General features: G+C 69.2%; 17 protein-coding genes. 6 read left to right on the forward strand and 11 right to left on the reverse strand.

From position 1 onward, the window contains the following. Positions 1 to 81 precede the first annotated feature (81 nt). Genes PSR88_RS25545 through PSR88_RS25560 form a run of 4 tightly spaced genes read right to left on the reverse strand, consistent with a single transcriptional unit; the run spans position 82 to position 3,037 of the window. Positions 82 to 1,275 carry an ABC transporter permease gene (locus PSR88_RS25545; RefSeq protein WP_016881054.1) on the reverse strand — a complete coding sequence of 398 codons (1,194 nt, stop codon included), beginning with the start codon at positions 1,273 to 1,275 and terminating at the stop codon, positions 82 to 84. Continuing rightward, entirely contained in the window at positions 1,272 to 2,168 is an 897-nt protein-coding gene (locus PSR88_RS25550; RefSeq protein ID WP_009478059.1) for an ABC transporter ATP-binding protein, read from the reverse strand. Before PSR88_RS25550 ends, PSR88_RS25545 begins: the two co-directional genes overlap by 4 nt. A gap of 31 nt (positions 2,169 to 2,199) precedes the next feature. Beyond that, the gene (locus PSR88_RS25555; RefSeq protein WP_007298196.1) at positions 2,200 to 2,739 is read right to left on the reverse strand and encodes a hypothetical protein; all 540 of its coding nucleotides are present in this window, start codon (positions 2,737 to 2,739) and stop codon (positions 2,200 to 2,202) included. After that, positions 2,732 to 3,037, reverse strand: coding sequence for a helix-turn-helix transcriptional regulator (locus PSR88_RS25560; RefSeq protein ID WP_037196307.1), 306 nt, complete (start codon positions 3,035 to 3,037; stop codon positions 2,732 to 2,734). Before PSR88_RS25560 ends, PSR88_RS25555 begins: the two co-directional genes overlap by 8 nt. A 178-nt stretch (positions 3,038 to 3,215) precedes the next feature. On the opposite strand from PSR88_RS25560, the gene fdxA reads away from it, so the two are divergent. Beyond that, entirely contained in the window at positions 3,216 to 3,542 is a 327-nt protein-coding gene (gene fdxA, locus PSR88_RS25565; protein WP_005244047.1) for a ferredoxin, read from the forward strand. Here fdxA and PSR88_RS25570 read toward each other — a convergent pair whose 3' ends face one another. After that, positions 3,543 to 5,183, reverse strand: a complete 1,641-nt coding sequence (locus PSR88_RS25570; protein ID WP_029538388.1) for an ABC-F family ATP-binding cassette domain-containing protein — start codon at positions 5,181 to 5,183, stop codon at positions 3,543 to 3,545. A 15-nt stretch (positions 5,184 to 5,198) separates the two neighbouring features. Beyond that, positions 5,199 to 5,792: a class I SAM-dependent methyltransferase gene (locus PSR88_RS25575; protein ID WP_009478063.1), complete on the reverse strand. Its 594-nt coding sequence runs from the start codon at positions 5,790 to 5,792 to the stop codon at positions 5,199 to 5,201. Positions 5,793 to 5,931: 139 nt separating this feature from the next. On the opposite strand from PSR88_RS25575, the gene PSR88_RS25580 reads away from it, so the two are divergent. After that, entirely contained in the window at positions 5,932 to 6,780 is an 849-nt protein-coding gene (locus tag PSR88_RS25580; protein ID WP_009478064.1) for an aldo/keto reductase, read from the forward strand. 3 nt (positions 6,781 to 6,783) lie between these two features. On the opposite strand, the gene PSR88_RS25585 is transcribed toward PSR88_RS25580, so the two are convergent. Next, the gene (locus PSR88_RS25585; protein ID WP_029538390.1) at positions 6,784 to 7,224 is read right to left on the reverse strand and encodes a cupin domain-containing protein; all 441 of its coding nucleotides are present in this window, start codon (positions 7,222 to 7,224) and stop codon (positions 6,784 to 6,786) included. Positions 7,225 to 7,375: 151 nt separating this feature from the next. Here PSR88_RS25585 and PSR88_RS25590 point away from each other — a divergent pair, with 151 nt between their 5' ends. Continuing rightward, the gene (locus tag PSR88_RS25590; protein ID WP_009478066.1) at positions 7,376 to 7,504 is read left to right on the forward strand and encodes a hypothetical protein; all 129 of its coding nucleotides are present in this window, start codon (positions 7,376 to 7,378) and stop codon (positions 7,502 to 7,504) included. Between the two features lie 4 nt (positions 7,505 to 7,508). After that, on the forward strand, positions 7,509 to 7,880 hold the full coding sequence (locus PSR88_RS25595) for a hypothetical protein (protein WP_009478067.1): 372 nt from the start codon (positions 7,509 to 7,511) through the stop codon (positions 7,878 to 7,880). Here PSR88_RS25595 and PSR88_RS25600 read toward each other — a convergent pair. Together PSR88_RS25600 and PSR88_RS25605 are read right to left on the reverse strand one after the other, a co-directional pair. Then, entirely contained in the window at positions 7,840 to 9,945 is a 2,106-nt protein-coding gene (locus PSR88_RS25600) for an MMPL family transporter (RefSeq protein ID WP_016881058.1), read from the reverse strand. The genes PSR88_RS25595 and PSR88_RS25600 overlap by 41 nt on opposite strands. Positions 9,946 to 10,001: 56 nt before the next feature. Beyond that, a complete protein-coding gene (locus tag PSR88_RS25605) occupies positions 10,002 to 13,286 on the reverse strand; it encodes a BTAD domain-containing putative transcriptional regulator (protein WP_016881060.1) in 3,285 nt (1,094 codons plus the stop codon). A gap of 67 nt (positions 13,287 to 13,353) precedes the next feature. Between PSR88_RS25605 and PSR88_RS25610 the strand changes: the two genes are divergently transcribed. Beyond that, on the forward strand, positions 13,354 to 14,028 hold the full coding sequence (locus PSR88_RS25610; RefSeq protein WP_011597288.1) for a hemerythrin domain-containing protein: 675 nt from the start codon (positions 13,354 to 13,356) through the stop codon (positions 14,026 to 14,028). Here the strand turns inward: PSR88_RS25610 and PSR88_RS25615 are convergent. Continuing rightward, complete coding sequence (locus tag PSR88_RS25615; RefSeq protein WP_011597289.1) at positions 14,001 to 15,494, reverse strand: phospholipase D-like domain-containing protein; 1,494 nt, start codon at positions 15,492 to 15,494, stop codon at positions 14,001 to 14,003. The two genes, PSR88_RS25610 and PSR88_RS25615, sit on opposite strands and share 28 nt — an antisense overlap. A gap of 113 nt (positions 15,495 to 15,607) precedes the next feature. Between PSR88_RS25615 and PSR88_RS25620 the strand changes: the two genes are divergently transcribed. Then, the gene (locus tag PSR88_RS25620; protein WP_009478072.1) at positions 15,608 to 16,708 is read left to right on the forward strand and encodes a lipase family protein; all 1,101 of its coding nucleotides are present in this window, start codon (positions 15,608 to 15,610) and stop codon (positions 16,706 to 16,708) included. Here PSR88_RS25620 and PSR88_RS25625 read toward each other — a convergent pair. Continuing rightward, positions 16,701 to 17,810, reverse strand: a complete 1,110-nt coding sequence (locus PSR88_RS25625; RefSeq protein WP_011597290.1) for an NAD(P)-binding domain-containing protein — start codon at positions 17,808 to 17,810, stop codon at positions 16,701 to 16,703. The two genes, PSR88_RS25620 and PSR88_RS25625, sit on opposite strands and share 8 nt — an antisense overlap. Positions 17,811 to 17,924: the final 114 nt, after the last annotated feature.

Below are 17,924 nucleotides of genomic sequence, written 5' to 3' on the forward strand. Positions count from 1 at the left end.
CCGTTCCACGTCGGCAGCTGAGCAGCATCGATCGACGATTCGAAGACTACACAGGGAACTTGGCCGTGCGCTGGGAATTCTCTACCTCCCGAGCGCCTCCTTCCACGACACGACCTTGCCGATCCGCAGGATCGAGCGCTGGTAGATCTTCGCGGCCAGCACGCTGAGTGCGGCGGTCACCGCGAGCATCAGGGCCACCGTGACGACCACCTGGACCGGGGACGCCACCCCGGCGGCGATGCGCAGCGGCATCAGGATCTCCGAGAACGGCGGAATCCAGCTGAGGACGTTGCTGAGGGTGCCGTCCGGGTTGCTCACCGAGGAGAAGGCGCTGAAGAACATGATGACGATCAGCACCATCAGCGGCGACGCGGTGGCGTTGACGTCCTCCTGCCGCGACACCATCGACCCTGCCGCGGCGTAGAGGACGGCGAAGAATGCGAATCCGAGCACGAACCAGCCGAGCGTTCCGGCCAACACTCCGATCGCCGTCCCCGTCACGGTGAGCACCCCCGTCGCGAGTCCGGCCGCGACACCGGCCACACCGTAGGCGGTCAACTGGACGAGACCCACCGCGCCGATGCCGATCACCTTGCCCCAGAGCAGTTGCAGCGGGCGGAGGGTCGACAGGAGCAGTTCCACGACGCGGCTCGACTTCTCCTCCACCACACCCATCGCCACGTACATGCCGAACATCATGATCTGCATGTACAGCAGGACGACCACGGCGATGGAGAGGGCCACGCGCTGGCCCTTCTCCGGGTCGGGCGGATCGAGTGCGTCGACGGTGACCACCGCCCGGCCGGTCGCTTCGGCGAGTTGCGCGGGATCCACGCCCTGCGCGGCGAGCGCGCCGGCCTGAGCCTGCTGCACCACGGCCGCGTCGATCACGGTGCGAAGCCCGGAACCGATCTCGGATTCGGTGACGGCCGTGACGGATCCGTCGATGCCGGGAATCAGGGCGACGTCGAGGTCACCGTTCCCCACCTCGTCCCGTGCGGCCTGTTCGTCCGTGGTCGGGACGACGTCGACCGGCGTCCCGACCGCGTCACCGGTGGCGACGAGAGCAGGCGCGAGCGACTGGTCGCCGACGAGTCCGATGGTGGCGCGTTCGTCGTCGCCGCCCGAGAACAGCGAGTACGCGACGATGCCGCCCACGATGGCCAGCAGGATGATCACGTTGCTGATGACGAAGCTCTTCTTCGCCACCTGTGTCAGGAATTCGCGGCGGGCCACGAGGCCGATCGCGCGGGCGGGGCTCAGTGGGGCACTCATGCCGTGACCACCTCTCGGAACAGATCGGTCAGGGTGGGCCGGTGCAGCGAGAATTCGTGCACCGGTCCGGTCTTCAGGGCGGTGTGCAGGATCAGCTGGTCGTCCACGTGGGCGTCGAGCGACAGCAGGGTCCGGCCGTCGAGGTGACTGATCGTGGTGACGCCCTCGAGATGATGGGCCCAGCCGACCGGCGCCTCCGGAGCGTGGACTTCGAGTTGGGCGTTGCCGCCGCCGCGGAGTTCGTCGACGGTGCCGACGGCACGCATCCGGCCGTGGCTGATGATGCCGACGCGGTGGCACAGGCGCTGGACGAGTTCGAGCTGATGGCTCGAGAAGATCACCGGCACTCCGGTGTTCGCCTTCTCCACCAGCACGTCGCTCATGACGTCCACCGCGACGGGGTCGAGCCCGGAGAAGGGTTCGTCGAGAACCAGCACCGCCGGATCGTGGACGAGCGCGGCGGCCAGCTGGACGCGTTGCTGGTTGCCGAGCGAGAGTGCGTCGACGGTGTCGCCGACACGGTCCGCGATGCCGAGGCGTTCGGTCCAGCGGCCGACCGCCTCCCGCGCCGCCGAGCGGGAAATACCGTGCAGCTCGGCGAGGTATTCGAGTTGCTTGCCCACCTTCATCTTCGGGTACAGCCCGCGTTCCTCCGGCATGTACCCGATGGTGCGCCGCACATCCAGGTCCACCGGCTTGCCGCCGAGCCGGACCTCGCCGGAATCGGCGGACAGGACGCCCAGCGCGATGCGCATGGTGGTGGTCTTGCCGGCACCGTTGCTGCCGACGAAACCGAAGATCTCACCGGGGCGGACCTCGAAGGACAGGTCGTCGAGCGCGACGACCTCGCCGTACCGTTTGGAGATGCCGTCGATCGTGAGGGTGTGAGACATGGGTCCTTCCCGTTCTCGAGTGCGGGTGTTCCTACGAAGCGAGGTCGTCGGGGTCGGGATCGGGTTGCGTCCAGCCGAGGATCATGGCGGGCGTGCACCCCCCGACCATCAGCGCGGTGACGACGAGCAGTCCCGCGGCGTACGGCACGTTGCCGTGATCGCCGTCCAGCGCGCCGACGAAGATCAGGTAGAGCGCGGGAACGAGCGTCAGTAGCTGGGTGACCGTGAGTCCGATCGACCGGGCACTGTTGCGCTGCTGGATCTCCCACTCGTCGAGGGCGTCGCGCGGAGCGTCGCCCTGCCGCCCGGACACGATCTGGAGCATCGTCCACAGCGGGAAGAACAGCAGGCACGCGGGCAACCACAGCAGCGGCCCGACGACCATGTCGAAATGGCACACGATGCCGACGGCGGTCATGAACACGAACGTCACCGCGAGGGCGATCACCAGGAATCGTCTGCGGCTGCGCGTCCGCCACGCCGGTAGCCACGTCCGGTACCGGCGTTCGTTCTGGAGGAATCTGCGCGTCCGGAACCCCTGGTACCGCTCGATCAGATTGGTCTCAGGCATCGGAACTCTCCCCGTTTCCTGTCGTGGACGGCGGTCGGTCGGTGCGGTACAGCTCGGTGGACAGGGGTCCGAACTCGGTGCGGGAGAAGATGGCCTCCACGGGCAGTTCGAACACCCACGAGATACGGAACGCCAGGTCGAGGCTGGGGTAGTGGTCGCCCCGTTCGAGCGCGCCGACGGTCTGGGGATTGACGTCGATGAGTCCCGCCAGCTGAGCCCGGCTCATCCCGCGTTCGGCGCGAAGGACGCCGATGCGGTTGTAGATGGGGAGGGCGTCCCCCCGCCGCACTGGGCTCATGCAACAAAGTGTTGTGAAAACCCAACAGTTTGTCAATGGGATACAACGGAGTGGGTGTCGCAGACCGCCGTCGACCTCCTCGCCGCCGGGCCGCACGCCGACAGGTTGACCTCGGGAAATTGAGTGGCAGAGTGGAGGCGATTCGCGCGGGACGGCAGGAAAGGACAGGATTACTGACGTGACCTATACCATCGCAGAGCCTTGTGTCGACGTTCTGGACAAGGCATGCATCGAAGAATGTCCTGTCGACTGCATTTACGAGGGCGGTCGGATGCTCTACATCCACCCCGACGAATGCGTCGACTGCGGCGCCTGTGAGCCGGTCTGCCCCGTCGAGGCGATCTTCTACGAGGACGACGTCCCGGACCAGTGGGTGGAGTACACCAAGGCGAACGCCGACTTCTTCGACGACCTCGGTTCCCCCGGCGGCGCGGCGAAGCTGGGCAAGGTCGACTACGACCCGCCGTTCGTCAAGGCGTTGCCGCCGATGGCCGAAGGCGACTGACTACTCCTCGGACAGCCGGCCGCCGTCCATCCGCCACCGGCGCGTGCTGCGCGTCGAATCCAGCATCCGCCGGTCGTGGGTGACGAGCAGCAGCGTGCCGTCGAAGTTCTCCATGGCCTGCTCGAGCTGTTCGATCGCGGGGAGGTCCAGGTGGTTGGTGGGCTCGTCGAGCACCAGCAGGTTGACGCCCCGCGCCTGCAGCAGGGCCAGGGCGGCGCGGGTGCGTTCGCCGGGTGACAGCGACGCCGCCGGCCGCAGCACGTGGTGTCCCTTGAGCCCGAACTTCGCGAGCAGTGTCCGCACGTCGGCGTCCGGCCAGTCCGGGACCTGCGCCGCGAACGCGTCGGCCACCTTCTCGCCGCCCTCGAACAGGCCGCGGGCCTGATCGATCTCGCCGATCGCCACACCCGAACCGAGTGCGGCGGTGCCCGCATCCAGGGCGATCTTGCCGAGCAGCACGTTCAGCAGGGTCGTCTTGCCGGAACCGTTGGCGCCGGTGATGAGGATCCGGTCACCCCAGTCCACCTGAGTGGTGACCGGACCGAACGTGAATTCGCGGTCCCCGCCCCATGCGACGGTGGCGCCGTTCGCCGTCGCCACGACCGATCCGCTGCGCGGGGCGGTGGCGATCTCCATCCGCAGTTCCCACTCCTTGCGCGGCTCCTCCACCACCTCGAGCCGCTCGATCCGGCGTTGAGTCTGCCGGGCCTTCGCGGCCTGCTTCTCGGTGGACTCGGTGCGCAGACCCTTGCCGATCTTGTCGTTGTCCTTCGCCTTACGACGCGCGTTCCGGACGCCGTGCTCCATCCAGTTCCGCTGCATCTGCGCGCGGTCCTCGAGGTCCGAACGGGTCCCGGCGTACTCCTCGTACGCCTCCCGCACATGCCTACGCGCGATCTCCCGCTCGGCGAGATACGAGTCGTAGCTGCCGTCGTAGACCGCGATCTGCTGCTGTACCAGGTCGAGTTCCACGATTCCGGTCACGGTGCGCGCCAGGAATTCTCGATCGTGACTCACCACCACCATCGCGGCCCGGCTCTCGGCGACGAAACGCTCGAGCTGCTCGAGCCCCACGAGGTCGAGGTCGTTGGTCGGCTCGTCGAGCAGCAGCACGTCGTACCGGGACAGCAGCAGCGACGCCAATCCGGCGCGCGCGGCCTGCCCACCGGACAGCGACGTCATGTGCGCGTCGAGCGGCACTCCCAGCCCGAGTTCGCTCACGACCTTCTCCGCGCGCTCGGCGAGGTCGGCGCCGCCCAGCGCCAGCCAGCGTTCGAGGGCGGGGGAGTAGAGATCCTCGTCCGACTCGCCGAGCGTTTCCGCGGCCGCGTTCATGGTGTGCTCGGCCTCGGTGACGCCGGTCCTGCGGCCGAGGAAGTCGAGCACCGTCTCGCCGGCGATCCGGTCGGGTTCCTGGGCGAGGTAGCCGACGGCCGCGTCGGGCGGGCTCAGCACGATACTGCCCTCGACGTCCGCCGAGCCGACCCCCGCGAGCGCGGTCAGCAGCGTCGACTTGCCGGCACCGTTCGCCCCCACGAGTCCGGTCACGTCGCCCGGGGCGACAGTCAGGTCGAGGCCGGAGAATAGGGTGCGCTCCCCGCGCGAAGCCGACAGTCCGCTGATGCGCAGTGTTGCAGTCACCAGGCGATTATCCACTCAGCGCTTGACGAGGCGGAACCAGCGGGGGTCGGCCTTCTTGAGCGGTCCCGGCATACCGGTCGTGTCCGCGTCGACGTCCGACACGAGTTTCCACTTCTCGAACGTCCGCTCCACGTCGGAGCGGGAGACCCCGCGCGGCAGGGGGCCGCGGTGCCCCGGCCCGAACGCGAACATCAGCAGGGTGGCGTGCGGTTCGCTCACGGTCGTGACGTTCTCGGCGTACGCGACCCGGTCGTGGTCGCTGAGCCCGTGATAGCACCCCACATCCAGGATCAAGTGGTACCCGCGACCGACGGCGTGCTCGAGGTCGGTGGCGTCCGCGTGCATGAAACGCACGTCGACGCCCGCCTTCCGGGCCTTGGACCGCGCCTTGTCGAGGGCCAGTTGGACGGTGTCGATCCCCGTCACCTGCCACCCCCGCCGGGCCATCTCGATGGCATGGTCACCGGTGCCGCATCCGATGTCGAGGACCTCTCCCGGTGGTGCGTCGAAGGGATCGAGCAACGTGTCGATCTGACTTCCGAAGACGCGGCCCGCTTTCACCCAGGGCGTGATCTTGAACCGATAGGCCAATGTGTATCCGAGGCCCATGTCCGCCCCTTCCACCGGGCGCGTCACCACCTGAACGCCGATGCCGTCGGATTACCCGGTCGTACCGAAACGACACGCGAAAGTCCACATTCTGAGACAGCGGGGAACATCTGGTCCGGGTCCCCGGTTGGACAGTCTCATGGGTTTCAACAATGCACAGAGTCCTGTACCTACGGTCACGCTCAACGACGGGAACAGCATTCCTGCCCTCGGCTTCGGCGTGTGGCAGGTGCCGGACGACGAGAGCCATGCCGCGGTCACCGAGGCGCTGAAGGCCGGCTACCGCAGCATCGACACCGCCAAGATCTACGAGAACGAAACCGGAGTGGGCCGCGCGCTCGCGGACTCCGGAATTGCCCGCGACGAGCTGTTCGTCACCACCAAGCTGTGGAACGAGGACCAGGGGTACGACTCCACGCTCCGCGCATTCGACGCCAGCCTGAACCGCCTCGGGCTCGACTACGTCGACCTCTACCTCATCCACTGGCCCGTGCCGTCCGCGGACCGCTACGTGGACACGTTCAAGGCCTTCCAGAAGATCAAGGCCGACGGGCGTGCGCGGTCGATCGGTGTCTCCAACTTCACCCCGGAGACCCTCGACCGACTGATCGCCGAGACGGGCGAGGTGCCCGCAATCAACCAGGTCGAGCTGCACCCGCGGTTCAACCAGGCCGACCTGCGCGCCTTCCACACCGGCAAGGGCATCGCGACCGAGGCGTGGAGCCCGCTCGGTCAGGGCACCGTCCTCGAGGACGAGTCCATCGCGAAGATCGCTGCAGCGCACGGTAAGACGACCGCACAGGTGATCATTCGCTGGCACCTGCAGATCGGGAACGTGGTGATCCCCAAGTCGGTGACGCCGGAGCGCATCGCCGCCAACTTCGACGTCTTCGACTTCGAGCTGACCCCCGACGAGATCAACACGGTCGGGTCGCTGACCCGGGCCGACGGACGCATCGGCCCCGACCCGGACACGCTGGGCGCGTAGGGCCTAGAGCCGGAAGTCCGCGAAGTCGAAGCCCGGGGTGACGACGCAACTGACGAGAGTCGGTTCGTCGCCCTCGGGCTTCGCTCGCTGCCAGTGTCGCGGCGGGACCAGCAGCTGTGGTTGCTGGCCCGCCGCGACGTCTGCGCCGAGGATCTGCGCGTCCGGATTCGCGGGTTCGCTTCCGTCCCCGCCGAGTTCGAGCCGCAGGGGGCTGCCCCGGTGGTACAGCCAGATCTCGGCGCTGCGCACGCTGTGCCACTCCGACTGCTGGCCGGGCATCAGCAGGAACAGGATCGCGGTACCGGCCGCCCTCGGTCCCGGGTAGTCGCCGGGCAGGCTCCTCTTCGGGATCGTGACGTCGCTGCGCCACGTCTCGCGGTACCAGCCGCCTTCGGGGTGCGGGGCGAGGTCGAGGGTTCGGGCCCATTCCGGTAATTCCGTCATGGCCGCCATTCTGCCGCCCGGCGCCGCGTCCGGGGGTGTGGTCGCACCACCCCTGGGGTGTCTTATCTCGGACGGCCGGAGCCGCGAGAGTCGTAGGTGTTCAGAAAGCGGGGGCACGAATCCCGCACACCAGCGACGAACAGGAGACAACATGCTCGGAATCATGCTCGGACTCGGCGGAGCCGCAATCGGACTCGGAATCGGCGTCATGGCCCTCGGGGTCGGACTCCTTCTCAGTGACGCGACGATCAAGCACGATGTCGGCGAACTCCCCGACTGACTCCATGTGGGTCGACACCCGTCGGGGGCGGGTGCGGGCGCGAACAGCGGCCCGTACCCGCCACCCGCTGGCGTGGTTTCACTCGGTTCTGACCCGCAAACGCGGTGTTGCCGTCCAGACTCCGCCTGCCAGTGCCGGTGAGGTGCTCGAACGCCTCGTCGACCTGCCGCTCAGCGTCTGGACCTACGGTTTCGATCACGAGTCGGTGCGGCACCTGGGCCCGATGGCGCAGGATTTCGCCACCGCATTCGGTCTCGGTTCCAACGACCGCCGGATCGCGATGGTCGATGCGAACGGGGTGTGCATGGCAAGCATTCAGGCCCTGTACCGGCGGGTCATCGCGCTCGAAGCGGAAGTGGAACGCCTGCGGAGGTAGCATCCCCGTCCGGTGCCGCATCCCGGCGTCCGCCCGGCCGCCACCAGTTGGCGTTGCCCAGCAGATACATCGTCGCGGGCACCAGCACCATCCGCACGATCGTCGCGTCGATGAGGACCGCCGTCGCGAGGCCGACGCCCATCATCTTCACGGTCACGTCGCCGTCGAGTGCGAACCCGGCGAACACCGCCACCATGATCGCCGCCGCGCTCGTGATCACCCGGCCCGTGGATGCCAGTCCCTCGACGACGCTCCGGTGCGAGTCGCCCGTGTCGAGCCAGCGCTCCCGTATCCGGGAGAGCAGGAACACCTCGTAGTCCATCGACAGTCCGAACAGGATGGTGAACATCAGGATCGGTACCCAGCTCGACACGGGAAGTGCATGAGGAAGGCCGAGTAGCTCCGCGCCCCAACCCCATTGGAACACCATCACCATCACGCCGTAGGCGGCGGCCACCGACAGCAGGTTCATCACGGCCGCCTTCACCGCGACCACCGGCGCGCGGAACACGAACGTGAGCAGCACGACGGACAGCGCGACGACGAACGCGATCACGAGCCACAGCCGTTCGGCGAGGCGGGCGGAGATGTCGGCGAACGTCGCGGTGAGTCCGGTGACGTGGACGCCGTCGGCGGCGTCGGAGCGGATCCGCTCCAGCAGTTCGGTGCTGCGGGGGTCGCTGGGACCGGTGGTCGGCTGCACGGAGATCAGCGCGGCCGTCGCGTCGGCGTTCGTCAGGACGGGCGTCACCGACGCCGCCCCGGGTTCGGCTGCGAGTTCACGCGCGATCGCCGGAAGTTCGGCTGCCGGAACCGTGTTCAGGTCGACCGCCACCATCAGGGGTCCGTTGGCGCCGGGTCCGAACTCGGTGTCGATCAGGTCGTACGCCTGACGGATCGTGTTGGCGGCCGGCGCGCTGCCCGCGTCCTGCGGCCACGTCCGCATGCCCAGAACCGGAGCGGCCAGGAGCAGCAGCACCCCGAGCGCCGTCAGGGCCCACAGCCACGGGCGACGGCTCACCCTGATCGCCCACCGTTCCGTCAGCGGCGACGTCGTGCGACGTTCGGCCCGGGCACGGGACCGCTTGCCGAGCACCCGCGTGCCCGCCAGTCCGCACAGTGCGGGCACCAGCGTGACCGAGGTGAGCATGACGATGCCGACCATCGCGAACGTGGCGTAGCCGAACGACGCGTACATCGGCAGCCCGGACAGCCGCAGTCCGAACAGGGAGACGAGGACGGTGGTTCCGGCGAAGATCACCGACGTCCCGGCCGTGGAGTTGGCCGCGGCGACGGCGTCCCGGACCGACATCCCGGATCGCAGGCCCTCGGTGTACCGGGTGACGAGCAGCAACGCGTAGTCGATGCCGACGCCGATGCCGACCATCGTGGCGATGGTCGGGGCGATGGTGCTGATGCTGGTGAACCCGGCCATGATCGTGATGAGGCCCGACCCGATGCCGACGCCGACGAGCGCGACGGCCAGGGGCAGTCCGGCGGCCACCACGGATCCGAACGCGAACACCAGGATGATCAACGCCAGGACCATGCCGACCGCCTCGGCGGTGCCCGACGGTGTGGAGATGTTCTCCGGGACCTGCCCGCCCAATTCCACCTGCAGTCCCTGCGCCTGGGTGTCGGCGACCGCGGCGTCGAGGGCGTCGACCCCTTCGCTGCCGTGGAAGTCGGTGACCGGGATGCGGTAGTTGAGGCTGATCACCGCGGTGTCGGAATCCTGGGACAGGCGGGGCGGCGACACGGAACTCACGCCGTTCACCTCCGCCAGCCTGGTGCCGAGATCGGTGAGGACCGCGGGGGCGAGCGGGCCGCTGTCCGAGTGCACGACCACCCGCGCGTCCGCTCCCGACATCTCCGGGAATCGCTCGGTCAGCAGATTCGTCCCCTGCTGCGACGGCAGACCGGGCACGTTGTAGTCGTCGTGGTTGGTTCCGCCGAACGCGGACGCGGCGGCGAGCACCAGGACGAGCAGCGTCAGCCACGTGGCGATCACCCGCCAGGGACGGGTGGCGGCAGCCGAGCCGAGGCGCGCGAGCAGGGAACTCATGGGGAGCCTCCAGGAAAGCCGGTTGGTTCTGTCGCCTCCGACTCTGCGCCCGGCGGCTAGTGGCCCACTTGGAACTCGCTTGGGCGGGTCGTCACCCGGGTGCGCGCGGCCTCCACCCACGCCGGGCAACCGCAGCGTTCGGCCAGTTCGAGTGCCGCCGCGTAGTGCCTGCGGGCGTCGTCGGGGCGGCGGAGGAGCATCTCGAGGTCGCCGAGAATGGTGTCGACGGGGCCGACCGCGAACGCCGCCGTGTCGCCGCCGCCGATCTGGCCGCTGTACGGGCTCAGCTCCGCGTGCACCGAAGGCGCCTCGTCCCGCTCACCCAGACCCGCGACGACGATGCCCCGCAGCGACATCATCAGGGAATGGAAGAAGTCGCGGCGGACAGGGCGGAGGTGACGCCGGACCTCCCGCGCCCGGTCCGGTTTGCCGTTGCCGAGGAGTGCGAGGGCGTGCAGATCGGCGATCACGTCCATCGCCGCACTGTCGACGGTCTCGATCACCGCCTCGAGTTCTCCGGCGCGTCCCTCGGTGAGCCGGAGCGTGAACAGCGCGAGCGCGAAGACGCTGTCCGCGTCGAGGCCCGCCCTGGTCATCAGCTCGTGGCCGCGCACGTAGTGTCGTTCCGCCGTGGCCAGATCGCCGGTGAGGTGTGCGACCATCGCGCGGCTCATCTCCCGGGTGGCCTGCGCCTGCTGGAACTGATACCGGTCCGCCAGCTCCGACTGGATGCCCATGTGATGTTCGATCGCCGGGATGTCACCGTTGCCGGACGCGATCTCGGCCAGCAGGTGGTGGCCGAGCATGGTGAACACGGGGAGCTGTGTCCGGTCACCGATCTGGAGCAGCTCGTCGCCGATGACGTGGTGGCCGAGCGTGCTGGTCGGGGAACCGGTGCCTGCATGGACGGCGCAGAGCACCAGCCCGAGCAGCACCGGATCGTCCAGGTCACGGGCGAGAGCCTCGGCCTCCCGGACCGCGGAACCGGTGCGCTCGTGATCCTCCGCCCCGATCTCGTGGACGAGGGTGACCAGCAGCCGGCACCGCACCGCAGGTTCCAGTACCTCGTCCCGCAGCAACGCCTCGATCTGATCGACGACGGCCGCGTCCACTTCGCCGTATCGCCGATTGATCCACGGCGTCGGGGTGTCGACGAACGCGAGCGCCCGGATCGCAAGGTCGGTGCGGCCCGCGTCCCGGGCGAGGGCGAGCGCCCGGTTCCGTGAGCGGGATCCCGCCAGCCCGATGCCGGCGGCGAGTTGCGTGCGACTGAGCTCGGTGAGGATTTCGACGCGCTCGTCCACGGACGCCGCCGCGTCCGGCGGCAACCGGTCGGCCGCTCGAAGGGCGTTGTCGAGGAAGCCGATCTCCGCGTCGTGGGCGTAGCGGTCGGCGGCCTGCGCCGCGGCCGCGACATTGTGGTCGAGGGCCTGCCGTGCGGTGGCGGCCGACAGCGCCTCGGTGAAATGGTGGGCGAGTGCCGCGACATCGTGCGGCCGCAACTCCTCGAGTGCCGTCCCGACCCGGGCATGCCAGCGGCTCCTGCGCAGCCGGGTGAGGTCGGAGTAGAGCGTGTCGCGGACGAGGGCGTGCGTGAACCGGACCGTCCCGGCGCGCGGCTCGCCGAGAAGACCGGCGATCACGCCCGACTCGAGGGCGTCGAACACGGTGTCCTCGTCGACCTCGGCGGCGCGGGTGAGGACGTCGATGTCGGATTCGCGGCCCACGACCGCGGCCAGCCGCAGGACGGACACGGCGAGTTCGGGGAGACGGGCGATCCGCCTGCGCAGGACGTCCCGGACCCCCTCGGGCACCTCCGACGTGGCCACCAGCTCGCCCTCACTGGCCAGGAGTCGGGCGCTCTCCTGCAGGTAGAACGGGTTTCCACCGGTCCGGTCGGCGAGCGCGCGGAGGGTGCCGGGATCGGGGTCGCGTCCCGCCACATGCCGGATCAGCTCAGCCGAATCGTCGGGGCCGAGTCCGCCGAGGCGGATGCGGGTCGGTTGTAGCGATGCGAGATCGGCGAAGCAGCTCTCCAGGTTCGGGTCCACCTCGTCCGGGCGGAATGCGAGGAGCAGCAGGATCGGGTGCCGCTGCTGCGCGAGCCGCACGAGGATCGACAGGGTGTCCTCGTCGGCGCGGTGGACGTCGTCGAGGACGACGGCGAGAGGGCCGTGATCGCGGACGGTGCCGATGTAGTCGGCGACGGCGCGGTGCAGCAGGAACCGTCCGCTCGGATCGTCCGGCCGCGCCGCGCGCGAACGGTCGTCGGAGAGCAGGGGTGCCAGCGCGTCGGTCTCGGCGCCGGGGTCGACCGTCTCGCGCAGCGCGCGCAGGATCTCCACCCACGCCCAGGCGGGTGGGGCGCCGTCCACTTCGGGGCAGCGACCCACCGCCACCTGCCACCCCGCGGCGTGCAGTGTTCGACGGAACCGGCGCAGCAGGGACGACTTCCCCGATCCGGCGTCGCCCCCGAGGAGGACGACGGGGGTGCCGGCGTCGGTCATCAGGTCGGTCAGGCTCGCCAATTCCTCGGTGCGGCCGAGGAACCAGGTTTCCGGCGTCGTGTCGACCCGCCCGGCTGCGGGGGCGGGTGCGGGTGGAGACGGGACCGTGCCGGTGAGGATCTGTCGTTCGAGTTCGGTCAGGGCGGCACCGGGGTCGAGGCCGAGTTCGTTCGCCAGCGGGCCGCGGGCCTCGCGCAACGCGGCCAGGGCGTCGGCCTGTCTCCCACTGCGGTGCAAGGCCAGGGCGAGCAATCGCCACCCCTCTTCCCGGAGCGGGTGGTCCCGGGTGAGGGCCTGCGCGTCGAGCACGGCGCCGGCCGCATCCCCGCTCGCGACGGCCGCCGCCACCAGACGTTCGCGCGCGACCACCCGCAGTTCCTCGAGCCGGGCGATCTCGGCGAGTGCCCAGTGCTCACCGGCCACCTCGGCGAACGCCGGCCCCCGCCACAGGCTCAGCGCGTGTTCGAGATCTGCGCGCCCGGTATCGGCGGCCGACCGGATCAGGGTCTCGAATTCCCACGCATCCACACCGGACGGGGGCAGGATGAGCGCGTAACCCGGGGCCCGGCTCACCAGGACGGTGGAGTCCGCCCGGGGCGCGCGGTGCGGCTCCAGCGCGCGCCGCAGATTCGAAATGTATGCCTGAAGTGCGCCGACCGCTCGCGGTGGGGGAGCGCCGTGCCAGAGGTCGTCGATGAGCCGATCCACCGGCACCACCTCGCCGTGCGCGACGAGCAGTAGCGCGAGCACGGCGCGCTGGCGGGGGCCGCCGAGGTCCACCGTCCCCGATTCGTCCTCCGCCTCGAGCGTTCCGAGTACTCGAATACGCAGCATCGTTCAGCCAGCGTAAGCACTAGTGGCCTCCAAGTCCTCTCCAAGACGCCGAACCGACCCTGAGTGCATGACTACGTCAACTGCTCACACAGTCCGTCCCGACACCCGCGAGATGGTGGTGGTCCACAACTGCTTCCGTCGACAGTTCGCCGCGCTGCCCGCACTCGTCCGGGATGTTCCCGCCGGAGACACCGCCCGCGCCGGGGAGGTGGTGACGTTCTTCGAGGAACTCGCCACCGCCCTCCACCACCATCACACGAGTGAGGACGACCTGCTGTGGCCGAAGCTGCTCGACCGCGCGCCCACCGACGCGGCGCTGGTGCTGCGGATGGAGGAACAGCACGAACGCCTCTCCGAACTGCTGTCGCGGGCGCAGTCGCAGGGCGCCGCGTTCACGGCGGATGCGGTGGACGGCGAACCGCTGGCGAAGACACTGACCGCCCTGTCCGCCGCGCTCGACGAGCACCTCGGCGAGGAGGAACAGCGCATCCTCCCGATGGCGGAGCAGTTCATGACCCTCACCGAGTGGCAGGAGATGGGCGACCGCGGCCGCGCGTCGATCCCCAAGGACCGGCTCCTGGTGTTCCTCGGCTTCATCCTCCAGGGTGCGACCCCCGAGGAACGCCGAATGTTCCTGTCCGAGATGCCCTTCGCGGCCAGAATGGCGTGGTCGATCCTGGGCCGCCGGGCATTCCGCAAGGACTACCGGCGGATCTACCGCACCGAACCGGCCGCCTTCTGACGCCGGATCACCCTGCGTCGCAACCGGCCGCGGCTGGTCCGCTCCCAGAGGCTCGGCGGTGTGCGTTCGGGATCCATCAGTTCGTTCTCGGCAAGCGGACTGTCCTCGTCCTCGACCGTCTCCGGTTCGAACTTCTCGAGCGTCCGGCCGCCACCGCGCAACGCCTCCACGGTGCCCACGAACGACGACGTCTGTGCCAGCGTGTCCTCGAACAGTGTCGCCGGGACACCGAGGTGCTCGCAGACGAGCTGACGGCGAATGCCGAGAATGGTCTGCCGCAGCTCGTCACCGTTCGCGGTGTCGGCGGTGACCTCGACAGCCAGGTCGCACTCGGTGTCGAACCCCATCGACCGGTTGTTGAGGTTCGACGAACCCACGCGCAGGAGACGGTCGTCCATCACCAGCACCTTGGCGTGGACGTAGATCGGCTCACCGCCCGCCGTGACGGGGTAGTAGACGCCCAGCCGGTTCCCGGTATCGGCCCGCCACAGCAGGTGCAGCAACCGGCGGCGGGCGCCGTCCATGGCCTTCTGCTCGAGCCAGCCGTCGGCGTTGCGCGGCAGCACCAGCACGATCTCCGGCCCGTCCGGTTCGCGTAGTCGCTCGGCGATCGCCTCGGCGAGGGTGCGGGAGGCCAGGTACTGACTCTCGATGTACAGCGACCGCTCGGCGCCCGCGATCGCAGCGAGATACAGGGCCTCGATCTCCCGGACCTCGTCCCGGTCGGCGAGCTCCGGCAGCGTGCGTGCGATGCCCACGTCCACGGAGCGCATCGCCGGCTTCAGCCCCTCCGGCCACGGCGTCGTGCCCGCGACCTCGTCGACGGGCGCCAGATCCTGTCCCGTGGCCGCCTTCCATCGGGTGCGGGCGAGCTCGCCGATGGCCTTCGCCGCGTCCCCGTCGACGGCGGTCGTCGCGTCGTGCCACGGCCCGTACCGCTTGCCGTTCGGCTGCGTCCGGTAATGGTTGCGATCCCGATGTTCCGGGGTGTCCCACCGGTCGACGGTCATGTCTATGCCGCCGCAGAACGCGAGCGTGTCGTCGATGACGACGATCTTCTGGTGGTGGGCCGAGCCGACCGGGTGGGCGGCGTCGAGTTCGAAGTGCAGGCGGCGGTCGGTCACCCAGTTGACCACGAAGATCGGTGTCATGCCGCGACCGATCGCGGTGAAGGCCCCGATGTTCCATTTGAGCAGGTAGATGTCGAGATCCGGGCGTTCCCGCGTCAGCCAGGCCAGGAACCGGCCGAGCTGGTTGGGGCCGTCGAGCGTCTTCTCGTCCGGCTCGAACTTGATCCTCGTGTCGAAGTCCCAGCCGATGAGGATGATGCGCCTGCGAGCCTGCAGCATCGCGGACTTGGCATGGCGGAAGTAGTCCGCCGCATCGACGATGCACGCGAGACGATCGGCGTGGGCAACCTGCCAGCACGTGTCGCCGGGAGTCAGGATCGTGCCGTCGTCGCTCATGTCTTTTCGGTTCTCCCCGTCGCGTTCGTCCGCCCCCCTGCGGGTGGCCGATTCACAGTACTGCGCCACCCCCACACAGCTACCGTTGAGAGGTGCGGAGGTGGTGGCGCATCGTGGCGTTGCTCGCACTGGTCAGCGTGCTGTGGGCACCAACTGTCGGTGCGGATCCGCTGCGGGCCGGATCGAGCCCCGGCACGGTCGTCGCCTCGTCCGAATTGCCGGCGGAGCTCTGGCTCCGCGGAACCGGCAGTGCCTACCGGATGACGTACCTGACCACCGACCGGCACGGCATCACCCCGTGCACCGGGATGGTGTTCGTGCCGCCCGGTGCACCGCCCGCCGGGGGCTGGCCCGTCATCGCGTGGGCGCACGGAACGGTCGGGGACTCCGACGCCGACGCACCCTCCGCGACCGGGGTCGACAAGGAATCCTCCGACTACGTGAGCAGTTGGCTGCAACTCGGTTACGCCGTGGCCGCCACCGATTACGTGGGCCTGGGTACCCCCGGGGTGCCGCCCTACCTCGACGGGAAGGTGGCCGGGCGCAGCGTCGTGGACTCCGTGCGCGCCGCCCGCGAGGTCGACGCCGATCTTTCCGCCACGTGGATGGCGGTCGGGCTGTCCCAGGGCGGGCAGGCCGCGGTGTTCGCCGCACACGCCGCCACGACGTACGCGCCGGAACTCGACTACCGCGGGGCAGTCGCGAACGGGGTGCCGTCGAACATCGAGATGGTGGCGAACTGGAGCGGTCCCTCATTTCCGCCGCAGGGTCTCGCCGGACTCACCGTGTACATCTCGTACCTGATCGCCGGGGTCCGTGACGCGTATCCGGAGCTGGACATCGACAGCTACCTGACCCCGGTCGGGAAGCAGTTCGTCGACGCCGCGCCCGAAGTGCCGTTCCGGCAGTTCGCGGCCATGACCCGGAACGTGTCGGTGGCGCAGATGTTGTCGCGGGCACTCGACGTCCCGGCGCTGCAGGACGCGTTGCGGGAATACCTCGCGGTCCCGGTCGCGGGGTACGACCGTCCGCTGCTGCTCGTGCAGGGGGTCACCGACGCGTCGGTGCCGATCCCGCTGACGGAGAAGCTCGTCTTCGAGATGCACAGTGCGGGAACGAATCTCGATTACCGGGTGTACTCGGGTGGTCACTTCGGCAGCATGTACCAGGCCGGCCCCGACCAGGCGGCGTTCGTCGCCTCCCTGATCAGGTAGGGCGCGCTGATCCGGCCGACAGGCCGAGGTGCCGGGTGAGTTCGCGGGCCGCGGCCTGCCCGGCCCGGTTCGCGCCGATCGTCGACGACGACGGGCCGTAGCCCACGAGATGAATCCGCGGATCCGACGCCACCTGGGTGGCCAGGCGTCCGGTCATCGTGATCCCACCGCCCGGCCCGCGCAGCCGCAGCGGGGCGAGGTGATCGAGTGAACTGCGAAAACCGGTGCACCACAAGATGACATCGACCTTCAGTTCGCGGCCGTCGGGCCAGCGGACGCCGTCCGCGGTGATCTCACCGAACATCGGTTGCCGCGCCAGCACCCCGCGTTCGCGGGCGGCGCGGATCGCAGGCGTCACGGGCAGTCCCGTCACCGACACCACCGAGCCCGGCGGCAGCCCGCGACGGACCCGGTCCTCGACGAGAGCGACGGCGGCGCGGCCGATCTCGGGCGTGAACGGCTCGTCCCGGAACTCCGGTGGGCGGCGCGTCACCCACGTGGTGGTCGTGACGCGGGAGATCTCGTCCAGCAACTGCACCGCCGAGATGCCGCCGCCCACGACGAGGACGTGCTGTCCTGCGAAGTCCTGCGCCGAGGAGTAGTCCTTGGTGTGCACCTGGCGGCCGGTGAACGACTCGGCGCCGGGGTACCGGGGAATGAAGGGACGTTCCCACGTACCCGTCGCGTTGATCAGACCGCGGGCCGACACGACGCCGCGGTCGGTCTCGATCCGCAGCCGCTCGTCGCGGGCACACACCACCCGCGTGTGCACGGGACGGTGCACCGGCAGTTCGAACTGCTTCTCGTATGTCGCGAAGTACTGGGGAACCGCGCTCGCCGCATGCACCAGCGCGGCCTCCGGGTCGTTCGGGTCCACGCCGATCGTGTCGGCGAAGCCGAGCCCGGGAAGGTCGTGGACACCGTTGACGGTGCTGAGTGTCAATGACGGCCACCGGAACTGCCACGCGCCGCCGGGCCCCGGGGCGTGATCGAGCACCACGAAACCGGACTCCGGTTCCACCCCGAACCTGCGCAGATAGTAGGCGGCAGACAACCCCGCCTGCCCCGCGCCGATCACGGCCACGTCCACTTCGCTGTTCATGTCGGTCCTCACCTCCACCCTCACAACTACCGGAGAGGCTCGTGTGTTCCGGCCGATTCGAATGTGGTTGGCTGACAGGTGTCCAGTCGGGTGGGCGGGGGAAAATTGTCAGTG

The organism is Rhodococcus sp. DK176, from assembly GCF_038447315.2.
GTDB classification, from domain to species: Bacteria; Actinomycetota; Actinomycetes; order Mycobacteriales; family Mycobacteriaceae; genus Rhodococcus_F; species Rhodococcus_F jostii_A.

Excerpts from the sequence above, each read along its gene's own strand:
- PSR88_RS25625 (WP_011597290.1), bottom strand. The coding sequence starts at position 17,810 with ATGAACAGCGAAGTGGACGTGGCCGTGATCGGCGCGGGGCAGGCGGGG.
- PSR88_RS25555 (WP_007298196.1), bottom strand. The coding sequence starts at position 2,739 with ATGCCTGAGACCAATCTGATCGAGCGGTACCAGGGGTTCCGGACGCGC.
- PSR88_RS25595 (WP_009478067.1), top strand. The coding sequence starts at position 7,509 with ATGTGGGTCGACACCCGTCGGGGGCGGGTGCGGGCGCGAACAGCGGCC.
- PSR88_RS25590 (WP_009478066.1), top strand. The coding sequence starts at position 7,376 with ATGCTCGGAATCATGCTCGGACTCGGCGGAGCCGCAATCGGACTCGGA.
- PSR88_RS25575 (WP_009478063.1), bottom strand. The coding sequence starts at position 5,792 with ATGGGCCTCGGATACACATTGGCCTATCGGTTCAAGATCACGCCCTGG.
- PSR88_RS25580 (WP_009478064.1), top strand. The coding sequence starts at position 5,932 with ATGGGTTTCAACAATGCACAGAGTCCTGTACCTACGGTCACGCTCAAC.
- PSR88_RS25615 (WP_011597289.1), bottom strand. The coding sequence starts at position 15,494 with ATGAGCGACGACGGCACGATCCTGACTCCCGGCGACACGTGCTGGCAG.
- PSR88_RS25560 (WP_037196307.1), bottom strand. The coding sequence starts at position 3,037 with ATGAGCCCAGTGCGGCGGGGGGACGCCCTCCCCATCTACAACCGCATC.
- PSR88_RS25585 (WP_029538390.1), bottom strand. The coding sequence starts at position 7,224 with ATGACGGAATTACCGGAATGGGCCCGAACCCTCGACCTCGCCCCGCAC.
- PSR88_RS25550 (WP_009478059.1), bottom strand. The coding sequence starts at position 2,168 with ATGTCTCACACCCTCACGATCGACGGCATCTCCAAACGGTACGGCGAG.
- PSR88_RS25600 (WP_016881058.1), bottom strand. The coding sequence starts at position 9,945 with ATGAGTTCCCTGCTCGCGCGCCTCGGCTCGGCTGCCGCCACCCGTCCC.
- PSR88_RS25605 (WP_016881060.1), bottom strand. The coding sequence starts at position 13,286 with ATGCTGCGTATTCGAGTACTCGGAACGCTCGAGGCGGAGGACGAATCG.
- PSR88_RS25610 (WP_011597288.1), top strand. The coding sequence starts at position 13,354 with ATGACTACGTCAACTGCTCACACAGTCCGTCCCGACACCCGCGAGATG.
- PSR88_RS25545 (WP_016881054.1), bottom strand. The coding sequence starts at position 1,275 with ATGAGTGCCCCACTGAGCCCCGCCCGCGCGATCGGCCTCGTGGCCCGC.